Annotated in this window: 18 protein-coding genes and 1 other RNA gene; 18 read left to right on the top strand and 1 reads right to left on the bottom strand. The window is 63.6% G+C overall.

Annotated elements, in window-relative coordinates; all coding sequences use genetic code 11:
• The first annotated feature begins 152 nt into the window (after positions 1-152).
• The 6 genes from NKH38_RS20795 to NKH38_RS20770 all read left to right on the top strand — a co-directional run bounded on the left by NKH38_RS20795 (position 153) and on the right by NKH38_RS20770 (position 3,729).
• Entirely contained in the window at positions 153-872 is a 720-nt protein-coding gene (locus NKH38_RS20795) for a J domain-containing protein (protein WP_023668261.1), read from the top strand.
• Positions 869-1,636, top strand: a complete 768-nt coding sequence (locus tag NKH38_RS20790; protein ID WP_352761916.1) for an N-acetylmuramoyl-L-alanine amidase — start codon at positions 869-871, stop codon at positions 1,634-1,636. The genes NKH38_RS20795 and NKH38_RS20790 overlap by 4 nt, the downstream gene beginning before the upstream one ends.
• A 184-nt stretch (positions 1,637-1,820) precedes the next feature.
• The gene (locus tag NKH38_RS20785) at positions 1,821-2,525 is read left to right on the top strand and encodes a lytic transglycosylase domain-containing protein (protein ID WP_352758104.1); all 705 of its coding nucleotides are present in this window, start codon (positions 1,821-1,823) and stop codon (positions 2,523-2,525) included.
• Positions 2,526-2,576: 51 nt separating this feature from the next.
• Positions 2,577-2,974, top strand: an RNA gene (gene rnpB, locus NKH38_RS20780) — RNase P RNA component class A.
• A gap of 180 nt (positions 2,975-3,154) precedes the next feature.
• Positions 3,155-3,439, top strand: a complete 285-nt coding sequence (locus NKH38_RS20775) for a type II toxin-antitoxin system ParD family antitoxin (RefSeq protein WP_023668264.1) — start codon at positions 3,155-3,157, stop codon at positions 3,437-3,439.
• Positions 3,436-3,729, top strand: coding sequence for a type II toxin-antitoxin system RelE/ParE family toxin (locus tag NKH38_RS20770; protein ID WP_023668265.1), 294 nt, complete (start codon positions 3,436-3,438; stop codon positions 3,727-3,729). Before NKH38_RS20775 ends, NKH38_RS20770 begins: the two co-directional genes overlap by 4 nt.
• 8 nt (positions 3,730-3,737) lie before the next feature.
• Here NKH38_RS20770 and NKH38_RS20765 read toward each other — a convergent pair whose 3' ends face one another.
• Positions 3,738-4,853, bottom strand: coding sequence for a cystathionine gamma-lyase (locus tag NKH38_RS20765; protein WP_023690869.1), 1,116 nt, complete (start codon positions 4,851-4,853; stop codon positions 3,738-3,740).
• Between the two features lie 402 nt (positions 4,854-5,255).
• Here NKH38_RS20765 and mraZ point away from each other — a divergent pair, with 402 nt between their 5' ends.
• From mraZ to murB, 12 genes are read left to right on the top strand one after another with little or no spacing between them, the layout of a single operon-like run.
• Complete coding sequence (gene mraZ / locus NKH38_RS20760; protein WP_023682144.1) at positions 5,256-5,729, top strand: division/cell wall cluster transcriptional repressor MraZ; 474 nt, start codon at positions 5,256-5,258, stop codon at positions 5,727-5,729.
• Positions 5,726-6,742 carry a 16S rRNA (cytosine(1402)-N(4))-methyltransferase RsmH gene (gene rsmH / locus NKH38_RS20755; protein WP_352668065.1) on the top strand — a complete coding sequence of 339 codons (1,017 nt, stop codon included), beginning with the start codon at positions 5,726-5,728 and terminating at the stop codon, positions 6,740-6,742. Before mraZ ends, rsmH begins: the two co-directional genes overlap by 4 nt.
• Before the next feature lie 4 nt (positions 6,743-6,746).
• Positions 6,747-7,139, top strand: coding sequence for a cell division protein FtsL (ftsL, locus tag NKH38_RS20750; RefSeq protein ID WP_023682142.1), 393 nt, complete (start codon positions 6,747-6,749; stop codon positions 7,137-7,139).
• A 14-nt stretch (positions 7,140-7,153) separates the two neighbouring features.
• On the top strand, positions 7,154-8,878 hold the full coding sequence (locus NKH38_RS20745; protein WP_352761915.1) for a peptidoglycan D,D-transpeptidase FtsI family protein: 1,725 nt from the start codon (positions 7,154-7,156) through the stop codon (positions 8,876-8,878).
• Between the two features lie 54 nt (positions 8,879-8,932).
• The gene (locus NKH38_RS20740; RefSeq protein WP_352761914.1) at positions 8,933-10,387 is read left to right on the top strand and encodes a UDP-N-acetylmuramoyl-L-alanyl-D-glutamate--2,6-diaminopimelate ligase; all 1,455 of its coding nucleotides are present in this window, start codon (positions 8,933-8,935) and stop codon (positions 10,385-10,387) included.
• Complete coding sequence (locus NKH38_RS20735; RefSeq protein WP_352761913.1) at positions 10,384-11,817, top strand: UDP-N-acetylmuramoylalanyl-D-glutamyl-2,6-diaminopimelate--D-alanyl-D-alanine ligase; 1,434 nt, start codon at positions 10,384-10,386, stop codon at positions 11,815-11,817. Before NKH38_RS20740 ends, NKH38_RS20735 begins: the two co-directional genes overlap by 4 nt.
• An 18-nt stretch (positions 11,818-11,835) precedes the next feature.
• Positions 11,836-12,918 carry a phospho-N-acetylmuramoyl-pentapeptide-transferase gene (gene mraY, locus NKH38_RS20730; RefSeq protein ID WP_023668273.1) on the top strand — a complete coding sequence of 361 codons (1,083 nt, stop codon included), beginning with the start codon at positions 11,836-11,838 and terminating at the stop codon, positions 12,916-12,918.
• 8 nt (positions 12,919-12,926) lie between these two features.
• Positions 12,927-14,327, top strand: coding sequence for a UDP-N-acetylmuramoyl-L-alanine--D-glutamate ligase (gene murD / locus NKH38_RS20725; protein WP_023733073.1), 1,401 nt, complete (start codon positions 12,927-12,929; stop codon positions 14,325-14,327).
• Positions 14,327-15,478, top strand: coding sequence for a putative lipid II flippase FtsW (gene ftsW / locus NKH38_RS20720; protein WP_023668275.1), 1,152 nt, complete (start codon positions 14,327-14,329; stop codon positions 15,476-15,478). Before murD ends, ftsW begins: the two co-directional genes overlap by 1 nt.
• A gap of 1 nt (position 15,479) precedes the next feature.
• The gene (gene murG / locus NKH38_RS20715; RefSeq protein ID WP_352672870.1) at positions 15,480-16,604 is read left to right on the top strand and encodes an undecaprenyldiphospho-muramoylpentapeptide beta-N-acetylglucosaminyltransferase; all 1,125 of its coding nucleotides are present in this window, start codon (positions 15,480-15,482) and stop codon (positions 16,602-16,604) included.
• A complete protein-coding gene (gene murC / locus NKH38_RS20710; protein ID WP_023668277.1) occupies positions 16,604-18,010 on the top strand; it encodes a UDP-N-acetylmuramate--L-alanine ligase in 1,407 nt (468 codons plus the stop codon). The genes murG and murC overlap by 1 nt, the downstream gene beginning before the upstream one ends.
• Complete coding sequence (murB, locus tag NKH38_RS20705) at positions 18,007-18,972, top strand: UDP-N-acetylmuramate dehydrogenase (RefSeq protein WP_352761912.1); 966 nt, start codon at positions 18,007-18,009, stop codon at positions 18,970-18,972. The genes murC and murB overlap by 4 nt, the downstream gene beginning before the upstream one ends.
• Positions 18,973-18,979: the final 7 nt, after the last annotated feature.

Here is an 18,979-nt window from a genome sequence, read left to right as displayed (position 1 = left end):
CCTGCGTTTAGGTCGATTCGGGAATCAAGGGCCTTGAACCGGCTCTTTCCTACGGTTTGGGATCTGGCGCGTCGGTTGCTTGCGTAAATTCGATCCACTCTGCGGCGCTGTCTTGGCTTGATAGCAATGGCCGGCGGCCCTAATAAGCGCTCATGTCGATTTGGGATCGCCTCGGCGACTTCATCACCCGCGTTTCATCTTCAGCCACGTCCGGCGTCGCCGATGTGGTCGAGGCCGTGCGCACGGTTTTCTCCGGTGACGCCGATCTGCGCCGGCGCGTCGCCTTCTCTGTGGCGATGATTGCGCTGTCAGCCAAGATGGCCAAGGCCGATGGCATCGTCACCCAGGACGAGGTTCGCGCGTTCCAGGAAATATTCGAGGTGCCGCGAGAACAGACCCGCAATGTGGCGCGGCTTTACGATCTGGCCAAGCGCGACGTCGCCGGGTTCGAGACCTATGCCGAGAGTATGGCGCAGATGTGCGGCTCGGGCCATTCGAACTGCGTCATGCTGGAAGACATACTCGACGGTCTGTTCCATATCGCCAAGGCGGATGGGCTGGTGCATGAGCGCGAAGGGATTTTCCTGCACCGTATTGCCGAGATTTTCCGCATCGACGAGGTGCACTACGAAGCCATCATGGCCAGGCACGTCAATCTCGGCGCCGGCGATCCCTATATCGTGCTCGGCATTGAGCGCGGCAAACCGTTCGAGGAGGTCAGGAAACGATACCGCAAGCTGGTCTCCGACAATCATCCGGACCGGCTGATAGCGCGCGGCCTGCCGCAGGAATTCATCAAGATTGCAACGACCAGGGTCGCGGCGATCAACGCGGCCTATGAAATGATCGAGCGGGGCCTCAGGCACGCATGAGCGGCTTCCCGCCCGACGAGCCAAGCGCGGAGGTCAGGGTATCGCCGAATTTCGGCCCGCGACGCGAAACGCTCAGGCCCGACATGATCGTGCTGCACTATACCGGCATGGCGACGGGTGCTGCCGCGGAAGCCTGGTTGTGCGACCCCGCAAGCGAAGTCTCGTCGCACTACCTCGTCCATGAGGACGGTCGCATTATCCAGATGGTGCGCGAAAGCGACCGCGCCTGGCACGCCGGTGCAAGTTCCTGGTTCGGTCGTCGCGACATCAACTCCTGTTCGGTCGGCATCGAAATCGTCAATCCCGGCCATTCGCTCGGCTATTCGGCCTTTCCCAAGCGGCAGGTGGAAGCGGTGATCGGGCTTTGCCTTGATATCATCGCACGCCATTCCATTACGGCGCAAAGGGTGCTTGCCCATTCCGACATCGCGCCGGGGCGCAAGATCGACCCGGGCGAGAAATTCCCCTGGAATGCGCTGTTTGCGGCCGGGGTCGGCCATCTCGTGCCTGCGGCGCCGGTCCGGCGCGGCGCGGTGCTGAAAGCCGGCGATACCGGCGCCGAGGTCGAGGCACTGCAGTCGATGCTGGCGCTCTATGGCTATGGCGTCGAGATATCAGGTGTCTTCGACCGCCAGACCGAAATCGTCGTCGAAGCTTTTCAGCGGCATTTCCGACCACGCCTGGTGGATGGCGTCGCCGACGGCTCTACGTCTAGCACGCTGCAAAGCCTGCTGACTTCCCTTAGGTCAGTTTCGTCTAAATAATCTTTTCCTGATATTCAAGTTACAGCCTGTCACTGAAAGTGAATTGCCTCGCCTTGTTCGACACAAATTCCGCCCTCAAAGGCAGTTCGTGCAAGTTATCGGACCTCGAGCCCCTCGGATGCTCCGATATTGATTAGGCGTTGCTGCGTGAAGATCTTCGCGCGGCCAAACAGAACAGGACCACATGCAGAAATTGACCGTTGTAACGGCAGCTATTGCTGCCGGCGTAATGACTTTTGCCTTCAGCACGGCCGATGCCGCACCACTGAGCCAGAGGGCAGACCAGGGCTTCATCGCCGCACCCGCCAAAGCCACCATGACGAAGGCAAACCCGAAAGCAAAAAGGGCAATCACCGCGAAAGTGCGCAAAGCAGCCGTGGTGAAGGCCAGAAAAGCCACGGCCAAGAGGCATTTTAAGCGCAACAGGAAGAGCGTCGACCTGACGACGACCGCATCGATCCGCCCAAGCACCGCTGCGGAGTCGACTGCGGCAGCCGCGCTTGGCGGCCAGTATTCGGCAATCATTGCCCGCTATGCTGCGGCCGAAGGCGTGCCGGTGTCGCTGGCCCAGGCGGTCATCAAGATCGAGAGCAACTACCGGCCGAACATCGTCGGCAGCGCGGGTGAAATCGGCCTGATGCAGATCAAGCCGGCAACGGCGCGGATGATGGGGTATAGCGGCTCGGCCAAGGGTCTGTTCGATCCCGACACCAACATCAAATACGGCATGAAGTACCTTGCCATGGCGCGCAATCTCGGCGGCGGCACCACCTGCGGCACGATCCTGAAATACAATGCCGGCCATGCCGCGACGCGGATGAACCCGGTGTCGGCGGCGTATTGCGGCAAGGTCAAGGTGCAGTTGGCGGCATTGGGATCGCCGGCATAAAGTCTGCTTTTTCATTTGCGTTTTGGAACGTGAACCCCTTTATACGCTCTGCCAGCTGGCCGGGCGGCCGCACCCGCAAAGCCGAAAGGCTGCGGGTGAGGAAAGTCCGGGCTCCATGGAAACACGGTGCCGGTTAATGGCCGGCGGGGGCGACCCCAGGGAAAGTGCCACAGAAAGCAAACCGCCACGATTTATCGGGGCAAGGGTGAAAGGGTGGGGTAAGAGCCCACCGCGCGACTGGCAACAGGAGCGGCACGGTAAACCCCACCGGGAGCAAGACCGAATAGGGACGGTGCGAGGGGAAACCTTCGAGGGCTGTTTCCGGCTCACCGTCCGGGTAGGTTGCGTGAGGCGCATGGCAACATGCGCCCAAGATGAATGGCCGCCACGTTCTCGCCCCGAAAGGGGCGAGGGCCATACAAAACCCGGCTTACAGGCCAGCTGGCAATTTCTCCCCCATATCGCGATTAATCCTTTGGATCAGCAGTCTGCGCCTTCGGGCGCAGCTGGCGATTCAGGTGCTTGAGCGATTGAATCAAGTACGCATGCTGGGGTCGAGACAAACGCATCCTTGAAGCTGGTACGATTTAATCGTACCATGATTGTCATGGTTTGATCAGGAGCGCATCATGGGTCACGTCGACAAACGCAGCATCACGCTTTCGCCGGAACTGGCGGCGGCGGTCGACGATGTCGTGGCCGCCGGCGAATATGCCTCGGCCAGCGAAGTCATCCGTGATGCGCTGCGGCAATGGAAAGACCGCCGCGATCTTCTCGGCTACACGGTCGAGGAATTGCGCAGGCTGGTTCAGGAGGGGATCGACAGCGGACCGGCGGTGGACGGCCAGCCCTTCATGGACCGGCTGCGAGCCAAATATCACAGGATGTCGGAAGCTGCAGGCTCGGAAGAGTGAAATATCGGCTGCTTCCTCAGGCGATATCAGATGTCGAAGGCATCGGTGACTACATTGCGGAACATAGCCCAAAGGGAGCCATGCGCCTTGTGGACGCTTTGGAGAGGCGCTGGACACTGCTCACCTTGCACCCGTTCTCAGGTGCGCCGCGCGATGATATCGCGCCCGGCATTCGTCATCTGATCGTCGGCGAATATGTCACTCTGTATCGCATGGGCGAAGACGCGATCGAGATCGTCCGCGTTTTGCACGGCAGGCGCGATATTGGCGCCGATGACTTGGTGACCTAACCGCCAGCTCAGATGCCGATCTTGTCCAGCGATGCCTCGATCGCCTGCCAGAGTTCTTCCACCGGCTCGCAGCCCACCGACAGGCGCACGAAGCCGGGCGGAACCGAATCTCCTCGCTTGGCCCGCCGCTCGGCGGAGGTGTGGACACCCCCGAACGACGTTGCCGCCTGCATCAGCGTGCAGTTGTTGATGAAATCCTCGGCCTTTTCCTGGGAGAGGAGTTCGAAGGACATGAGGAAGCCGAAGCGCTCCATCTGCGCCCGGGCGAGGTTGTGCGACGGGTCGCCCTCCAGCCCGGGGTAGCGCAAGCCGCTAACGGCGCGATGGTTTTTCAGGCGCTTCGCGATCACCTCGGCAGAAGAACACATGCGGTCGAAGCGTACCTCCAGGGTCTCCAGGCCGCGATGCACCAGCCAAGCCTCGAACGGGCCGGGAATGCCGCCCGCGGTCTCGCGCCAGCCGGTGACGTCCGCGATGATGTCTGGATTGCGGCTGGCGACATGGCCGAACAGCACGTCGGAATGCCCGTTGGCCGCCTTGGTGTCGGCAGCAACGACGATGTCGGCGCCGAGATCGAGCGGGCGCTGGCCGAACGGCGTCATCGTGGTGTTGTCGACGACGACGATCGCGCCCGCTTGGTGCGCGGCCTCGGCGACCGCTGTGATGTCGCAAATGTCCAATCGCGGATTTGACGGGGTTTCAACGTAGACAAGGCGGTAGCCGTCGAAGCCGCCGTCGAGGAATGTAGCTGTCGGCCGCAGATCATAGGCGACGCCGAAGGGCTTGAGGAAACGTTCGGCCAGCGCGCGTGTGGCATGGTAGCCGTCCGAAGGCAAAAGCACGCGGTCGCCGGATTTCAACAGGCCGAAAAACACCGCCGAGATTGCCGCCATTCCTGAGGGGAAGCCGACGCATGGCGCGTCTTCGAGATGCGCCAGCATGTGCTCGACTGCATCCCAGGTGGCGTTGCTGTAACGGCCGTACTGACTGTAGCCGGCGCCGTCGCCCGGGTTGTGGAAAATAGCGGCCATGGTCAGCGGCAATGGGATGGGGTCGCCTTTGGCAAGTCCGTCGCGACGCAGATGGGCAAGGGAGGCCGCGCGGGACCTGGCTGTTTCGGACATGGATTTCTGACCTTGTTGCTCAGCGAAAAGACTGACGACGCTATTCGCGGCAGTGATGCGCGGCAAGCCGCTTCCGCTTGGGCCAGCCCGCTCTAAACGGTTCGTTAGGCTTAATGGGAGATAAAGACGGGAGTGTTGTCAGAGCTGCTCTCACCGGTTGTGGCGCGCGCGTTTGTGAAGCCTGTTCCCGTTGACGCCCATAGTGCCCCATGATATCCCATTTCGATACCAAAGCCTTCGTTCCGCGTCAGGGTAAAGCGTACGCCAATCGGGCAGCCGCGGCGGCTGTGCGTTTGCGGGGTTTTGCCGCTGGGATCGAAGCGGATTTTCGGCAGGGGACGCGCTTCGGCGCGGACGAAAACATGGAGAGGGGTGCGGCGGCGGAAGCGGCTGCAGCGTGTCATGGACCGGTTTCTGTCAAGCGCGGTGAACAGGATCGATGCGAAGGGGCGGGTCTCCGTTCCGGCGCATTTCCGCGCTGTCGTGCAGAAACGCGGCTATTCGGAGCTCTACGCGCTGCGCGGCCTGGACGTGCCTGCGATGGATGTCGGCGGGCTCGATCTGCTCGACCGCTACGAGCAGCGCATCGCGCTGGAAGACCCTTTTTTGCAGACGGCGGACGATATGTCGTTCTTCTGCCATGGCGACGGGACGTTCCTGAAGCTCGATCAGGATGGCCGCATCACGATGAGCGATTTCATCCGCGAGCATACGGGCATCACGAGCGAAGTGGCCTTTGTCGGCCGTGGCAATTTCTTTCAAGTTTGGGAGCCTGGACGGCTGGCCGCCTATGGGGCGCAGGCGCGCGCTCGGCTTTTGCAGCTTCGGCAGGGGACGAAGGCTCACGAGGCCAAGGCTGGGGAGCGGCCGGAATGATGGCGGATCACGGCGATGATCTCAGCGCCGTTGGCGGACCGGTCCGCCACATTCCGGTCCTCCTCGCCGAAGTGCTGGAGGCGCTCTCACCCAAAGCCGGCGATGTGATCGTCGACGGCACGTTTGGCGCCGGCGGCTACACCAAGGCGATCCTGGCGAGCGGCGCCTCGGTGGTGGCGATCGATCGCGATCCCGATGCGATTGCCGCCGGGCGCGGCCTGGAACAGCAATCCGGCGGCAGGCTAAGGCTGGTGCAGGCGCCATTTTCGACGCTGGACGAGCAGGTCGAAAGCGCCGACGGCGTTGTCCTCGACATCGGCATTTCCTCCATGCAGGTCGACCAGCCCGAGCGCGGCTTTTCGTTCCGCACCGACGGGCCGCTCGACATGCGCATGGCGCAGGCGGGCTTGAGTGCTGCCGACGTCGTCAATTCGTTCAAGATAGGCGACCTTGCCCGCATCTTCGGCTTCCTCGGCGAAGAGCGGAATGCCGGCCGCATTGCCCGCATGATCGAGTCACGCCGCGAAAAACGTCCGTTCGAGCGCACGCTCGATCTCGCCGACGCCATCGAAACGCATATCGGCCGCGCGCCGAAGGACAAGATTCATCCGGCCACCCGCGTCTTCCAGGCGCTGCGCATTTTCGTCAATGACGAGTTGAGCGAATTGGCCAAGGCTCTGGTGGCGTCGGAGCGGATATTGAAGCCCGGCGGGCGGCTTGCCGTGGTGACGTTCCATTCGCTGGAAGACCGCATCGTCAAGCGGTTCATCGCCGACCGCGCCGACGTCGCCACCGGCTCACGTCATTTGCCCGAGGCGCATGCGCGCACCGCGACCTTCCGCAAGGCCGGTGGCGGCGTGACGGCAGGCGATGCGGAGGTCGCTGCCAATCCGCGGGCGCGCTCGGCCAGGCTGCGCGCCGCCATCCGCACCGAGGCGCCGGCGCGCGCCGGGGATCTCACCATTTTCGGCCTTCCAAAACTTCCCGGCATCCAGGCGCCGCGAGAGAGGTGAATACGTGTTTCGAACCAGCGACATAGTCCTGATCGCCGTCATGGTCTCGGCCGCGGCTCTGACCTACAAGGCCAAGCGCGAGGCCGAGGAACAGCTGGCTTCGGTGCAGAAGATCGAGGCGCAGATCCGCTATGAGGAGGACACGATCGACCTGCTCAAGGCCGACTGGAGCCTGCTGACCCAGCCGTCGCGCCTGCAGAAGCTGGCTGAAATCTACAAATCGCAGCTCGCACTCGAGCCGGTCAATGCGCGGCAGATCGTCGGGCTCGACGACCTGCCGGCAAAACCGCTCAACATCGAGGACCTGTCGTCGCAGCGGCTTGGCGGCATGGCAGACAATTCCGGCAAAGGACCAGCCGACAAGGATCCCGTGGTCACCGGAGCCATCGTCCAATGATCGCTGGATTTCCAATGCGCCCCAAACTTCCGTCGATCGGCAAATTGCTGAAGCGCCGCGCACGGACCGGCGAGGACGGCTCCATCGTCGTCGAGGGCGCGCGCAAGGCGACCGGCGGCAAGGCCAAGACCCGCATCGTGATGACCATGGCGGTGTTCTTCGGCATCTATTCGACCATCGCCGGGCGGCTGGTCTATCTCGGTTTTCAGTCCCCCGACATGTCGAATGGGCCGCAAAGCCGGGTGACGGCGTCGCGTCCCGACATCGTCGACCGCAACGGCGAGGTGCTGGCGACCGACATCAAGACGGCATCGCTGTTTGCCGAGCCGCGCCGCATCGTCGATGCCGACGAGGCGATCGAAAAGCTGTCGACCATTCTGCCAGATATCGACCCCGAGCAGACCTATCACAAGCTGAAGAGCGGCGCCGGCTTCGTCTGGTTGCAGCGGCAGCTGACGCCCAAGCAGCAGGCCGACATCATGCAGCTCGGCATTCCCGGAATCGGCTTTCGCACCGAAAAGCGCCGCTTCTATCCTGCCGGCGTGACCTCGTCCTACATTGTCGGCCTCACCAACATCGACAATCAGGGCATCTCCGGCATGGAGAAGTACATTGACGAGCAGGGCCTGAGCGACCTGCAGGCCTCAGGCTTGGCGATCGCCAAGGATCTGAAGCCGGTTCAGCTGTCGATCGACCTGCGCGTCCAGCATGTGGTGCGCGACGAGATTGCCGCCGGCCTCGAGCGCTATCGCGCCATGGGCGCCGGCGCCGTCGTGCTCAACATCAAGACCGGCGAAGTGGTGGCGATGGCCTCGGTGCCGGATTTCGATCCGAACAATCCCTTCAATGCGCAGGACAAGGATCGGCTGAACCGCATGTCGGCCGGCCTCTACGAGATGGGATCGACCTTCAAGAGCTTCACCTCGGCCATGGCACTCGATTCCGGCAAGGCGAACATGAACAGCCGTTTCGACGCCTCGCACCCAATCCGGGTCGGCCATCAGGCCATCCACGATTTCCACGGCAAGAACCGCGTGCTGTCATTGCCGGAGGTGTTCCTTTACTCCTCCAATATCGGATCGGCCCGTGAGGCCGAAATGGTCGGCATCGAGGGGCACCGCGAATTCCTGCATCGCCTTGGCCTTCTGGACAGGATGCAGACCGAACTGCCTGAAGTCGCCCGCCCGACCGAACCGAAGGTCTGGAAGCAGGTCAACTCCTTCACCATCGCCTTCGGCCATGGCGTGTCGACGACGCCGCTGCAGGCGGCCGTCGGCTGCGCGGCGCTGATGCAGGGCTATTTGATCCCGCCGACTTTCCTGGTCCGCAGCGAGCAGGATGCGATGGCGGTGGCCAAGAGAGTGGTCAGCGAAAAGACTGTGGAGGGCATGCGCTACCTCTATACGCTCAATGCCGAGAAGGGCTCGGCCAGAAACGCCAGGGCCCCCGGCTACCGCGTTGGCGGCAAGACCGGAACCGCCGAGAAGGTGATCAATGGCCGCTACTCGAAGGAACTGAATTTCAACACCTTCGTCGCTGCCTTCCCGATGGACGATCCGCAATATCTGGTGTTTACGATCGCCGACGCTCCGCACCCGGAAAAGCCCGGACTGACCGACGTCGCCGCCAACAATGCGGGTGTCATGGCCGGAAACATCATCAGGCGGGCAGCCGCCATGCTTGGCGTGAAGCCAGATTTCAGCCATGAAAATGGCGCAACGCTGGTTTCCTATCAGTGATTCTTAGGGCGCGCCGGCAACTGCGCGCCATTTTGTTGAGATAAACGGGGTTCGATGCACCTGAGAGATTTAGCCGGTATCCTGCCTGTCGAGGGAACATCTTCCCGCGATGTGGAGGTAACCGGGATTTCGTCGGATTCCCGCACGGTCAAGACCGACGTGGTCTTTTTCGCGCTCGCCGGCAGCAAGGCGGATGGTTCGGCCTATGCCGCCGATGCGGCAAAGCGCGGCGCAGCGGCGGTTGTCGTGGGCAAGGCCAGCGCCGTTTCCGGCCTGTCCGTCCCGGTGCTCAGCGTCGACGACCCACGCCTGGCGCTGGCGCTGAGCGCGGCACGTTTCTTCGGCAGCCAGCCGGAGACCATGGTCGCGGTTACCGGCACCGCAGGCAAGACCTCGGTCGCCGCCTTCACCAGGCAGATCTGGGAGCAGGCCGGCTTTGCCGCCGCGTCCATTGGCACCACCGGCGTGGTGGCGCCGGGCCGCAACGATTACGGTTCGTTGACCACACCCGATCCAGTGGCTTTGCACCAGTTGCTCAAGGAATTGGCGGAGGCCGGCGTCACACACGCCTCGATGGAGGCTTCCAGCCATGGTCTCGACCAGCGCCGTCTCGATGGCGTCAAGCTCGCCGCGGGCGGTTTCACCAATCTCGGCCGCGACCATATGGACTATCATCCGACGGTCGAGGACTACCATCGCGCCAAATTGCGCCTGTTCGACACGCTGCTGCCGAAAGGCGCGCCGGCGGTCATCTTTGCCGACGATCCGTGGTCGGCGCCGACCATCCAGGCTGCGCAGGCCGCGGGGCTCAATGTGCTGACTGTCGGCCGCCATGGCGATTTCCTGCGCCTGAAGCGGGTCGAGCACGAGCGCCACCGCCAGCGCGCCGAGGTCGAAGCCGACGGCGTGCTCTACGAGATCGACCTGCCGCTCGCCGGCGACTTCCAGATCGCCAATGCCCTGGTTTCGGCCGGGCTGGCCATTTCCACCGGAACGCCGGTCGCCAAAGCTTTGATGGCATTAGAGAAACTTCAGGGGGCACCTGGACGGCTCGACCTTGTCGGCGCCACCGCCAATGGCGCGCCCGTCTATGTCGACTATGCCCACAAGCCGGATGCGCTGGAAAATGTGCTGGCCGCCGTGCGCCCGTTCACCACCGGCCGCGTCATCGTCGTGTTCGGCTGCGGCGGCGACCGCGACCGGGGCAAGCGGCCGATCATGGGCGGAATCGCCACGCGGCTCGCCGATGTCGTCATCGTCACCGACGACAATCCGCGCTCGGAAGTGCCGGAAACGATTCGTGCCGCGATCCTGGCAGCCGCACCCGGCGCGATTGAAATCGGCGACCGCCGCAAGGCGATCCACGAAGCGGTCGCCATGCTCAAAGCGGGCGATACGCTGATCGTTGCCGGCAAGGGCCATGAAGAGGGCCAGACCATCGGCGCCGAGACTTTTCCGTTCTCCGACCACGAAGAAGTCCGGTCGGCGCTGCGGGAGCGGGCCGCATGAGCGTGCTCTGGACTTCCGAGGCGCTGGTCGACGCCATTGGCGGTCGGCCGCTCGGGCCGATGCCGGAGGGAATTTCGGGGATCTCGATCGACAGCCGCAGCCTGCAGCCGGGCGACGCCTTCTTCGCCATCAAGGGCGAGGCGATGGACGGCCATGACTTCGCGACCGCGGCGATCAAGGCCGGCGCCGGCGTGCTGGTCGTTGCCGAAGGCAAGTTGCCGTCGCTCGGGCGGCTGACGGCGCCGATGATCGTCGTGCAGGATGTGCTGGCAGCACTGGAGAAACTCGGTGTTGCCGCCCGCGCCCGGTCCAATGCAAAGATCATCGGGGTGACAGGATCGGCCGGCAAGACCACCACGAAGGAGGCGCTGCGCCATGTGCTGTCGGCCGTCGGCACGGTGCATGCCTCGGCGCAGTCCTTCAACAATCATTGGGGCGTGCCGCTGACGCTGGCGCGCATGCCCGGCGATTGCGACTATGCGGTGTTCGAGATCGGCATGAACCATCCCGGCGAGATCCGGCCGCTGGTCAAGATGGTCCGGCCACATGTGGCCATCGTCACGATGATCGCCGCCGCGCATCTCGGCTTCTTCAGAAATCTCGACGAGATCGCCAAGGCCAAGGCCGAGATTTTCGAAGGCATCGAGCCCGGCGGTGCGGCCTTGCTCAACCGCGACGATGCGCGCTGGAAGCTGCTCGACAAGATGGCGCGGGCCGCCGGCGTCGAACATGTCTTTGGCTTCGGTGAGAACGCCCGGTCGACCTACAAGCTGACCAAATGCGAGCTGCATGCCGATCATTCCGACATCACCGCCAGGATCGGCGGGCAGGATGTGACGGCGCGCATCGGCGCGCCCGGCCGCCACATGGTACAGAACGTCCTGGCGGTGCTCGGCGCCGCGCATTTGGTTGAAGCCGACATCGGCAAGGTGGCCTTGGCACTGGCCGATCTGTCGGCCGAGCGTGGCCGTGGGAAGCGCCATATGCTTCGCCACCCCAAGGGACCGATCACACTGATCGACGAGAGCTACAACGCCAATCCGGCCTCGATGGCTGCTGCCATGGCACTGCTCAACGCGACGCCTGTCACGGGCGAGGGCCGGCGCATCGCCGTGCTCGGCGACATGCTCGAGCTCGGCGACCATTCGGCCAAGCTGCATGCAGCCCTGGCTGAACTGATCGTCGGCACCGGCACAAACACGGTCTTTCTCGGCGGTCCGGAAATGCGGGCGCTGGCAGACATCCTGCCCGACGAGATCAAAACGGAATACCGCGCCGGCGCCGAGGAATTGAAGCCGCTGCTGCTGTCGACGCTGAAGGCCGGCGACGTGGTGATGATCAAATCGTCGAAAGGCATCGGCTTTTCAAAGCTGGTCGAGGCCTTGCTCGGCAAATATCCGGCGGAAGCCGCAGGCACGAAACAGAACTAGTCCGGGGAACGGAATCGTATGTTTACATTGCTCGTCGATTTTGCGGACAAGGTCTCGGTCTTCAATGTCTTCCGCTACATAACCTTTCGCACCGGCGGTGCGCTGATCACCTCGGCGCTGATCGTCTTCATCTTCGGGCCGACCATCATCAATTCGCTGAGGCTGCGGCAAGGCAAGGGCCAGCCGATCCGCGCCGATGGCCCGCAGACGCATTTCAAGAAGGCCGGCACGCCGACGATGGGCGGGCTGATGATCCTGTGCGGCATCGTCGGCTCGTCGCTTCTATGGGCGAACCTCTCCTCGATCTATGTCTGGGTGGTGCTCTTGGTGACGCTGGGCTTCGGCTCGATCGGCTTTTACGACGACTATCTCAAGGTAACCAAGCAGTCGCATCTCGGCTTTTCCGGCAAGGCGCGGCTGGCGTTGGAATTCGTCATCGCCGGCATCGCCGCCTGGGCGATCATGCATAATGGCCAGGCGCCGTTCTCGTCGTCGCTGACCTTCCCCTTCGCCAAGGAATTCATCATCAATCTCGGCTGGTTCTTCGTGCCGTTCTCCTGCTTCGTCATTGTCGGCGCCGGCAATGCGGTGAATTTGACCGATGGCCTCGACGGGCTGGCGATCGTGCCGATCATGATTGCGGCGGCATCCTTTGGCGTCATCGCCTACCTCTCCGGCAATGCGGTGTTCGCCGAATATCTGCAGATCCATTTCGTGCCCGGCACCGGCGAACTGGCTGTCGTGCTTGGCGCCGTCATCGGCGCCGGCCTCGGCTTCCTCTGGTTCAACGCGCCACCGGCGGCGATCTTCATGGGCGACACCGGTTCGCTGGCCATGGGCGGCCTGATCGGTACGGTCGCGGTCGCCACCAAGCACGAGATCGTGCTGGTCATCGTCGGCGGATTGTTCGTCGTGGAAATCCTGTCGGTCATCATCCAGGTCGGCTACTTCAAGATGACCGGCAAGCGCGTCTTCCTGATGGCGCCGATCCACCATCATTTCGAAAAGCTCGGCTGGACCGAAAGCCAGGTGGTGATCCGCTTCTGGATCATCGCCGTCATCCTGGCGCTGGTCGGCCTGTCGACCCTCAAGCTGAGATAGGAACCCGCTTGATTCCCGCCGCATCCTTTTCGGGCAAACGCGTTTCGCTCTTCGGGCTCGGTGGCTCGGGGATCGCCACGGCGCGCGCGCTGATCGAGGGCGGCGCCGACGTGCTGGCGTGGGACGACAATCCCGATAGCGTCGCCAAGGCCGCTGACCAAGGCATTGCGACCGCCGATCTGCGCGGCGCCGACTGGTCGAAATTCTCGGCCTTCGTGCTCTCGCCCGGCGTGCCGCTGACGCATCCCAAGCCGCACTGGACGGTGGAGCTGGCGCGTGGCTCCGGCGTCGAAGTGATCGGCGATATCGAATTGTTCTGCCGCGAGCGGATTGCGCGCGCGCCTGATGCGCCGTTCATCGCTATCACCGGCACCAACGGCAAGTCGACGACCACGGCGCTGACCGCGCATATCCTCAAATCGGCAGGGCGCGACACGCAGATGGGCGGCAATATCGGCCGCGCCATCATGACGCTCGATCCACCGCAGGCTGACCGGGACTATGTCGTCGAGTGTTCGTCCTACCAGATCGATCTCGCGCCCTCGATCAACCCGACGGCCGGCATCCTGCTCAACCTGACGCCCGACCATCTCGACCGCCACGGCACCATGCAGCATTACGCTTCGATCAAGGAGCGGCTGGTTGCCGGCAGCGAGACGGCGATCGTCGGCGTTGACGATTCCTGGTGCGCGCAGATCGCTGACCGGCTGGAGAGGGCGGGCCGGGAGGTGATCCGCATCTCCAAGCGGCTGCCGCTGACCGACGGTTATTTCGCAGACGGTTCCGATCTGATGGAAGCCGTCCATGGCCGCTACAGCCGCGTCGCCTTCCTCGAAGGCATCGGTTCGTTGCGCGGCCAGCACAATGCGCAGAACGCGCTTGCCGCTGTTGCCGCCTGCCTCAGGGTCGGCTTGAGCCTGGGCGAGATCCAGGCGGGACTGGAGAGCTTTCCAGGCCTCGCGCATCGCATGGAGCAGGTCGGACGCAAGGACCACGTGCTGTTTGTCAACGATTCCAAGGCGACCAATGCCGATGCGGCGGCACCCGCGCTGTCGAGTTTTTCGCGCATTTACTGGATCGCCGGCGGACTGCCCAAGGAAGGCGGCATCGAGCCGCTGCGCGGTTTTTTCCCACGCATCGCCAAGGCCTATCTGATCGGCGAGGCGGCGCCCGCGTTCTCGGCGACGCTCGGCGAAGCCGTGCCCTATGAAATCTCGGGCACCCTGGCCGCCGCGGTCGACCATGCCGCGAAAGACGCGGCCAAGGATGACAGCGGCGAGGCGGTGGTGCTGCTGTCGCCGGCCTGCGCCAGTTTCGACCAGTTCAAGAATTTCGAAGTTCGCGGCGAAGCCTTCAGGCAAGCTGCGAATGCTATCGAGGGTGTCAAACCCATCGGAGGGGCACGATAATGCAAAGCCGTCTCGACAAAAGCCCGGTTGCAACCTGGTGGTGGACGATCGATCGCTGGTTCCTGGCGGCGTTCCTGTCGCTGATGGGGCTTGGCATTGTCTTGTCCTTTGCGGCAAGCCCGGCGGTGGCCGAACGCATCGGCCTCGACAGTTTCCACTTTGCCACCAGGCAGATCATCTTCACCGTGCCGGCGCTCGGCGTAATGCTGGCGGTCTCCTTCCTGGAATCGCGGCAGATCCGGCGCATGGCGCTGATCATCCTGGGCATCATGCTGGTGCTGATGGTGGCCGTGCTCTATATCGGCGTCGAAGTGAAAGGCGCACGGCGCTGGGTGTCGTTTGTCGGCATGTCGATCCAGCCGTCGGAATTCCTGAAACCTGCTTTCGTCATCGTCTGCGCCTGGCTGTTCGCAGAACACAAGCGCCAGCCCGACATTCCGGGCAATTTGTTTGCCATGCTGCTGCTAATCCTGGTCATCTCGCTTCTGGTGGCGCAGCCCGATCTCGGCCAAACCATGCTGGTGACCGGCACCTGGGGCGTCATGTTCTTCATGGCCGGCCTGCCCTGGCTATGGATCATCGCGCTTGGCGCCACCGGCGCCGGCGGCCTGTTTGCCGCCTACACGGTGTTCCCGCACGTCGCCGCCCGCATCGACAAATTCCTGACCGGCGAAGGCGACACATTCCAGGTCGACATGGGCCGCGAGGCGCTGATCAACGGCCACTGGTTCGGCGTCGGCCCGGGCGAGGGCACGGTCAAGCGCGTCATCCCCGACGCGCATGCCGATTTCGTGTTTTCGGTCGCCGGCGAAGAGTTCGGGCTGATCATGTGCTTCTTCATCATGTCGATCTTCGCCTTCATCGTGCTGCGCGGCTTGAGCACGGCATTGAAGGAACATGATGATTTCACCCGCTACGCCGTCGGCGGTCTCGTCACCGTGTTCGGCCTGCAGTCGGTCATCAACATGTGCGTCAACCTGCAACTGATGCCGGCCAAGGGCATGACGCTGCCTTTCATCTCCTATGGCGGCTCCTCGCAGATCGCCATTGCCATCTCGATGGGCATGGTGCTGGCGCTGACGCGCAAGCGACCGGAAAAGCGCAAGCAGATGGGCTTTGCCCTGTCGCAGCGCGCCCTGCCGGCGGAGTGATATGGCGCGGGGTGTCATCCTTCTCGCGGCTGGCGGAACCGGCGGACATCTGTTTCCGGCCGAGGCGCTGGCGCATGAGCTGATCGAGCGCGGCTGGGGCGTGCATCTGGCGACGGACGACCGCGCCGAGCGCTTTGCCGGCCATTTCCCGGCCGCCGCCATCCATCCGATCCAGTCGGCGACGATGGGCTCGAAAAACCCCGCCGCTCTGCTCGGAGCGTTCTGGAAGATCTGGCGCGGCGTGCGCCAGGCCTCCGCCGTCATCGCCAGGATCAAGCCTGATGCGGTCGTCGGCTTTGGCGGTTATCCGACCTTGCCACCGCTCTATGCCGCGACGCGGCGCAAGCTGCCGACGCTGATCCATGAGCAGAACGCGGTCATGGGCCGCGCCAACCGGGCGCTGTCCGGGCGTGTCGATGCGATTGCCGGCGGCTTCCTGCCGCAAGATGAAAGTGCCACAGGCGCCAAGACTGTGACGACCGGCAATCCGGTCAGGCCGCCAATCCTGGAGGCGGCAAAGACGCCCTATAAGGCATCCCAAGGGGCGGATCCGTTCAGGCTCCTGGTGTTCGGCGGCAGCCAGGGCGCGCAGTTCTTTTCCGATGCCATGCCGGCGGCGATCGCACTTCTGCCGGAGGCGCAGCGCAAGCGGCTGGTGATCACCCAGCAGGCCCGCGCCGACGACGTGGCGCGGGTGAAGGCTGGCTATGCGGCACTCGGCGTCCATGTCGAGGTCTCGCCCTTCTTCACCGATATGGCACAGCGCATGGGCGCGGCGCATCTGGTGATCTCGCGCTCCGGCGCCTCGACGGTTTCGGAGATCGCCGTCATCGGCCGGCCGGCGCTGCTGGTGCCTTATCCCTATGCGCTGGATCACGATCAGGCGGCGAACGCAGCCGCCCTTGCCGCGGCGGGCGGCGGCGAGGTGCATCCGCAATCGTCACTGTCGCCGGAGCGCATCGCGGCTCTCATTGGCGGGCTGATGGACACTCCCGAGCGGCTGACGGCCATGGCTGCCGGAGCGAAGTCGGCTGGCCGGCCGAACGCGGCACGGTTGCTCGCTGATCTCACAGAGGCTATTGCGTCCAGAAAAACCGTTTCGGATTTCAGGAAAGGGACGCATTGATGAAGATGCCGCAGACCATCGGCCTTGTGCATTTCATCGGCATTGGCGGCATCGGCATGAGCGGCATCGCCGAGGTTCTGCACAATCTCGGCTACAAGGTGCAGGGTTCGGACCAGGCCGACAGCGCCAATGTCCAGCGGCTGCGCGACAAGGGCATCGAATGCTTTGTCGGCCACAAGGCCGAGAATATCGGCGCGGCCGAAGTGGTGGTCGTCTCCACCGCGATCAAGAAATCCAATCCCGAGCTGAAGGCCGCGCGGGAGAAGTTGCTCCCAATTGTCCGCCGGGCCGAGATGCTGGCCGAACTGATGCGCTTCCGCCAGGCGGTCGCGATCGGTGGCACGCATGGCAAGACCACAACCACGTCGATGGTGGCGACGCTGCTCGATGCCGGCGGGCTCGACCCGACGGTGATCAATGGCGGCATCATCAATGCCTATGGCACCAATGCCCGTATGGGCGATGGCGAGTGGATGGTGGTCGAAGCCGACGAAAGCGACGGCACCTTCCTCAAGCTGCCGGCCGAGATCGCCGTCGTCACCAACATCGATCCCGAGCATCTGGACCATTATGGCAGTTTCGACAAGGTGCGCGAGGCCTTCCGGCAATTCGTCGAGAACGTGCCGTTCTACGGTTTTGGCGTGATGTGCACCGACCATCCGGAAGTACAGGCGCTGGTCAGCCGCATCGAGGACCGCCGCGTCATCACCTATGGCGAGAACGCGCAGGCCGATGTGCGTTTCACCAACCACCGCATGGCCGGTGCCGTCTCGGCATTCGACGTGGTGATCCGCGACCGCAAGACCGGCGGCCAGACGACGATATCGGATCTGCGGCTGCCGATGCCCGGCCGCCACAACGTCTCCAACGCCACCGCCGCAATTGCGGTCGCGCATGAACTCGGCCTGTCGGCCGAAGCGATTAAGAAAGGGCTGTCGTCCTTTGCCGGCGTCAAGCGGCGCTTCACCCACACCGGCTCGTGGAACGGCGTCGACATCTTCGACGATTACGGCCACCACCCGGTCGAGATCACGGCGGTGTTGAAAGCGGCGCGCAGCGCCACCAAGGGCCGCGTCATCGCCATTGCGCAGCCGCACCGCTTCACCCGGCTGCACGATCTGTTCGACGAATTTTCGGTCTGTTTCAACGATGCCGACACGGTGATGGTGGCGCCGGTCTATGCGGCGGGCGAGGAGCCGATCGACGGCGTGACCTCGGAGGCGCTGGTGTCGCGCATCCGCTCCGGGGGCCATCGCGATGCGCGCTACGTCGAAACCCCTGCCGCGATTTCGCCCGTCATCCGCGCGTTGGCGAAACCGGGCGACTTCGTCATCTTCCTGGGCGCGGGCAACATCACCCAATGGGCCTATGCGCTGCCTGGGGAACTCGGCGGTACCGTCTCATGATGCGCGGCCAGGACCTGCTCGACAAACTTGGCGACCGGCTTGCCGGCCTGCGCGGCCGCATCACGCCCAATGCCGAGATGGACAAGATCACCTGGTTCCGCGCCGGCGGTCTGGCGGACGCCCTGTTCCAGCCGGCCGACGAGGAGGATCTGGCTGCCTTCCTGCGCGCCGTGCCGGAGGACATCCCGCTCACCATCGTCGGTGTCGGCTCCAACCTCCTGGTGCGCGACGGCGGCATTCCAGGTTTCGTCATCCGGCTTTCGGCCAAGGGCTTTGGCGAGGCCGAGGTGGTTTCGCCGACCGTCATCAAGGCCGGTGCTGCGACGCCCGACAAGCGCGTCGCGGCCGTCGCTTATGAGGCCGGTATTGGCGGCTTTCATTTCTATCACGGCATTCCCGGCGCCATCGGCGGGGCGCTGAGGATGAATGCCGGCGCCAATGGCGTCGAGACGCGGGAACGTGTCGTCGAGGTTCGGGCGCTCGACCGCAAGGGCAATCTCCACACCCTCAGCAATGAAGACATGGGCTATGCCTATCGTCACTCGGCCGCACCTGCCGGGCTGATCTTCACCTCCGCCGTTTTCGAAGGTGTTCTGGAAGACCAGGAGGCGATCAAGGCGGCTATGGACGCCGTCCAGGCGCATCGCGAGACGGTGCAGCCGATCCGCGAGAAGACCGGCGGCTCGACCTTCAAGAATCCGGAAGGCACCTCGGCCTGGAAGGAAATCGACAAGGCCGGCTGCCGCGGGCTGATGATCGGCGGCGCGCAGATGTCGCCGATGCACTGCAACTTCATGATCAACACCGGAACAGCGACCGGATACGACCTCGAATATCTCGGCGAGACGGTGCGCGCCCGCGTGCTTGAAAATTCAGGCATCCGCCTGCAGTGGGAAATCAAGCGGCTCGGCAATTTCCGCCCCGGCCATGCCGTGCAGGAATTCCTCGGACAGCTTCTTTAGCGCAAGC

It is taken from the genome of Mesorhizobium sp. M1078, from assembly GCF_040318615.1.
Lineage (GTDB): Bacteria > Pseudomonadota > Alphaproteobacteria > Rhizobiales > Rhizobiaceae > Mesorhizobium.
This window is presented reverse-complemented; position numbering and strand designations above follow the sequence as displayed.

Excerpts from the sequence above, each read along its gene's own strand:
- NKH38_RS20795 (WP_023668261.1), top strand. The coding sequence starts at position 153 with ATGTCGATTTGGGATCGCCTCGGCGACTTCATCACCCGCGTTTCATCT.
- NKH38_RS20790 (WP_352761916.1), top strand. The coding sequence starts at position 869 with ATGAGCGGCTTCCCGCCCGACGAGCCAAGCGCGGAGGTCAGGGTATCG.
- NKH38_RS20785 (WP_352758104.1), top strand. The coding sequence starts at position 1,821 with ATGCAGAAATTGACCGTTGTAACGGCAGCTATTGCTGCCGGCGTAATG.
- NKH38_RS20775 (WP_023668264.1), top strand. The coding sequence starts at position 3,155 with ATGGGTCACGTCGACAAACGCAGCATCACGCTTTCGCCGGAACTGGCG.
- NKH38_RS20765 (WP_023690869.1), bottom strand. The coding sequence starts at position 4,853 with ATGTCCGAAACAGCCAGGTCCCGCGCGGCCTCCCTTGCCCATCTGCGT.
- mraZ (WP_023682144.1), top strand. The coding sequence starts at position 5,256 with ATGGACCGGTTTCTGTCAAGCGCGGTGAACAGGATCGATGCGAAGGGG.
- rsmH (WP_352668065.1), top strand. The coding sequence starts at position 5,726 with ATGATGGCGGATCACGGCGATGATCTCAGCGCCGTTGGCGGACCGGTC.
- NKH38_RS20745 (WP_352761915.1), top strand. The coding sequence starts at position 7,154 with ATGCGCCCCAAACTTCCGTCGATCGGCAAATTGCTGAAGCGCCGCGCA.
- NKH38_RS20740 (WP_352761914.1), top strand. The coding sequence starts at position 8,933 with ATGCACCTGAGAGATTTAGCCGGTATCCTGCCTGTCGAGGGAACATCT.
- NKH38_RS20735 (WP_352761913.1), top strand. The coding sequence starts at position 10,384 with ATGAGCGTGCTCTGGACTTCCGAGGCGCTGGTCGACGCCATTGGCGGT.
- mraY (WP_023668273.1), top strand. The coding sequence starts at position 11,836 with ATGTTTACATTGCTCGTCGATTTTGCGGACAAGGTCTCGGTCTTCAAT.
- ftsW (WP_023668275.1), top strand. The coding sequence starts at position 14,327 with ATGCAAAGCCGTCTCGACAAAAGCCCGGTTGCAACCTGGTGGTGGACG.
- murG (WP_352672870.1), top strand. The coding sequence starts at position 15,480 with ATGGCGCGGGGTGTCATCCTTCTCGCGGCTGGCGGAACCGGCGGACAT.
- murC (WP_023668277.1), top strand. The coding sequence starts at position 16,604 with ATGAAGATGCCGCAGACCATCGGCCTTGTGCATTTCATCGGCATTGGC.
- murB (WP_352761912.1), top strand. The coding sequence starts at position 18,007 with ATGATGCGCGGCCAGGACCTGCTCGACAAACTTGGCGACCGGCTTGCC.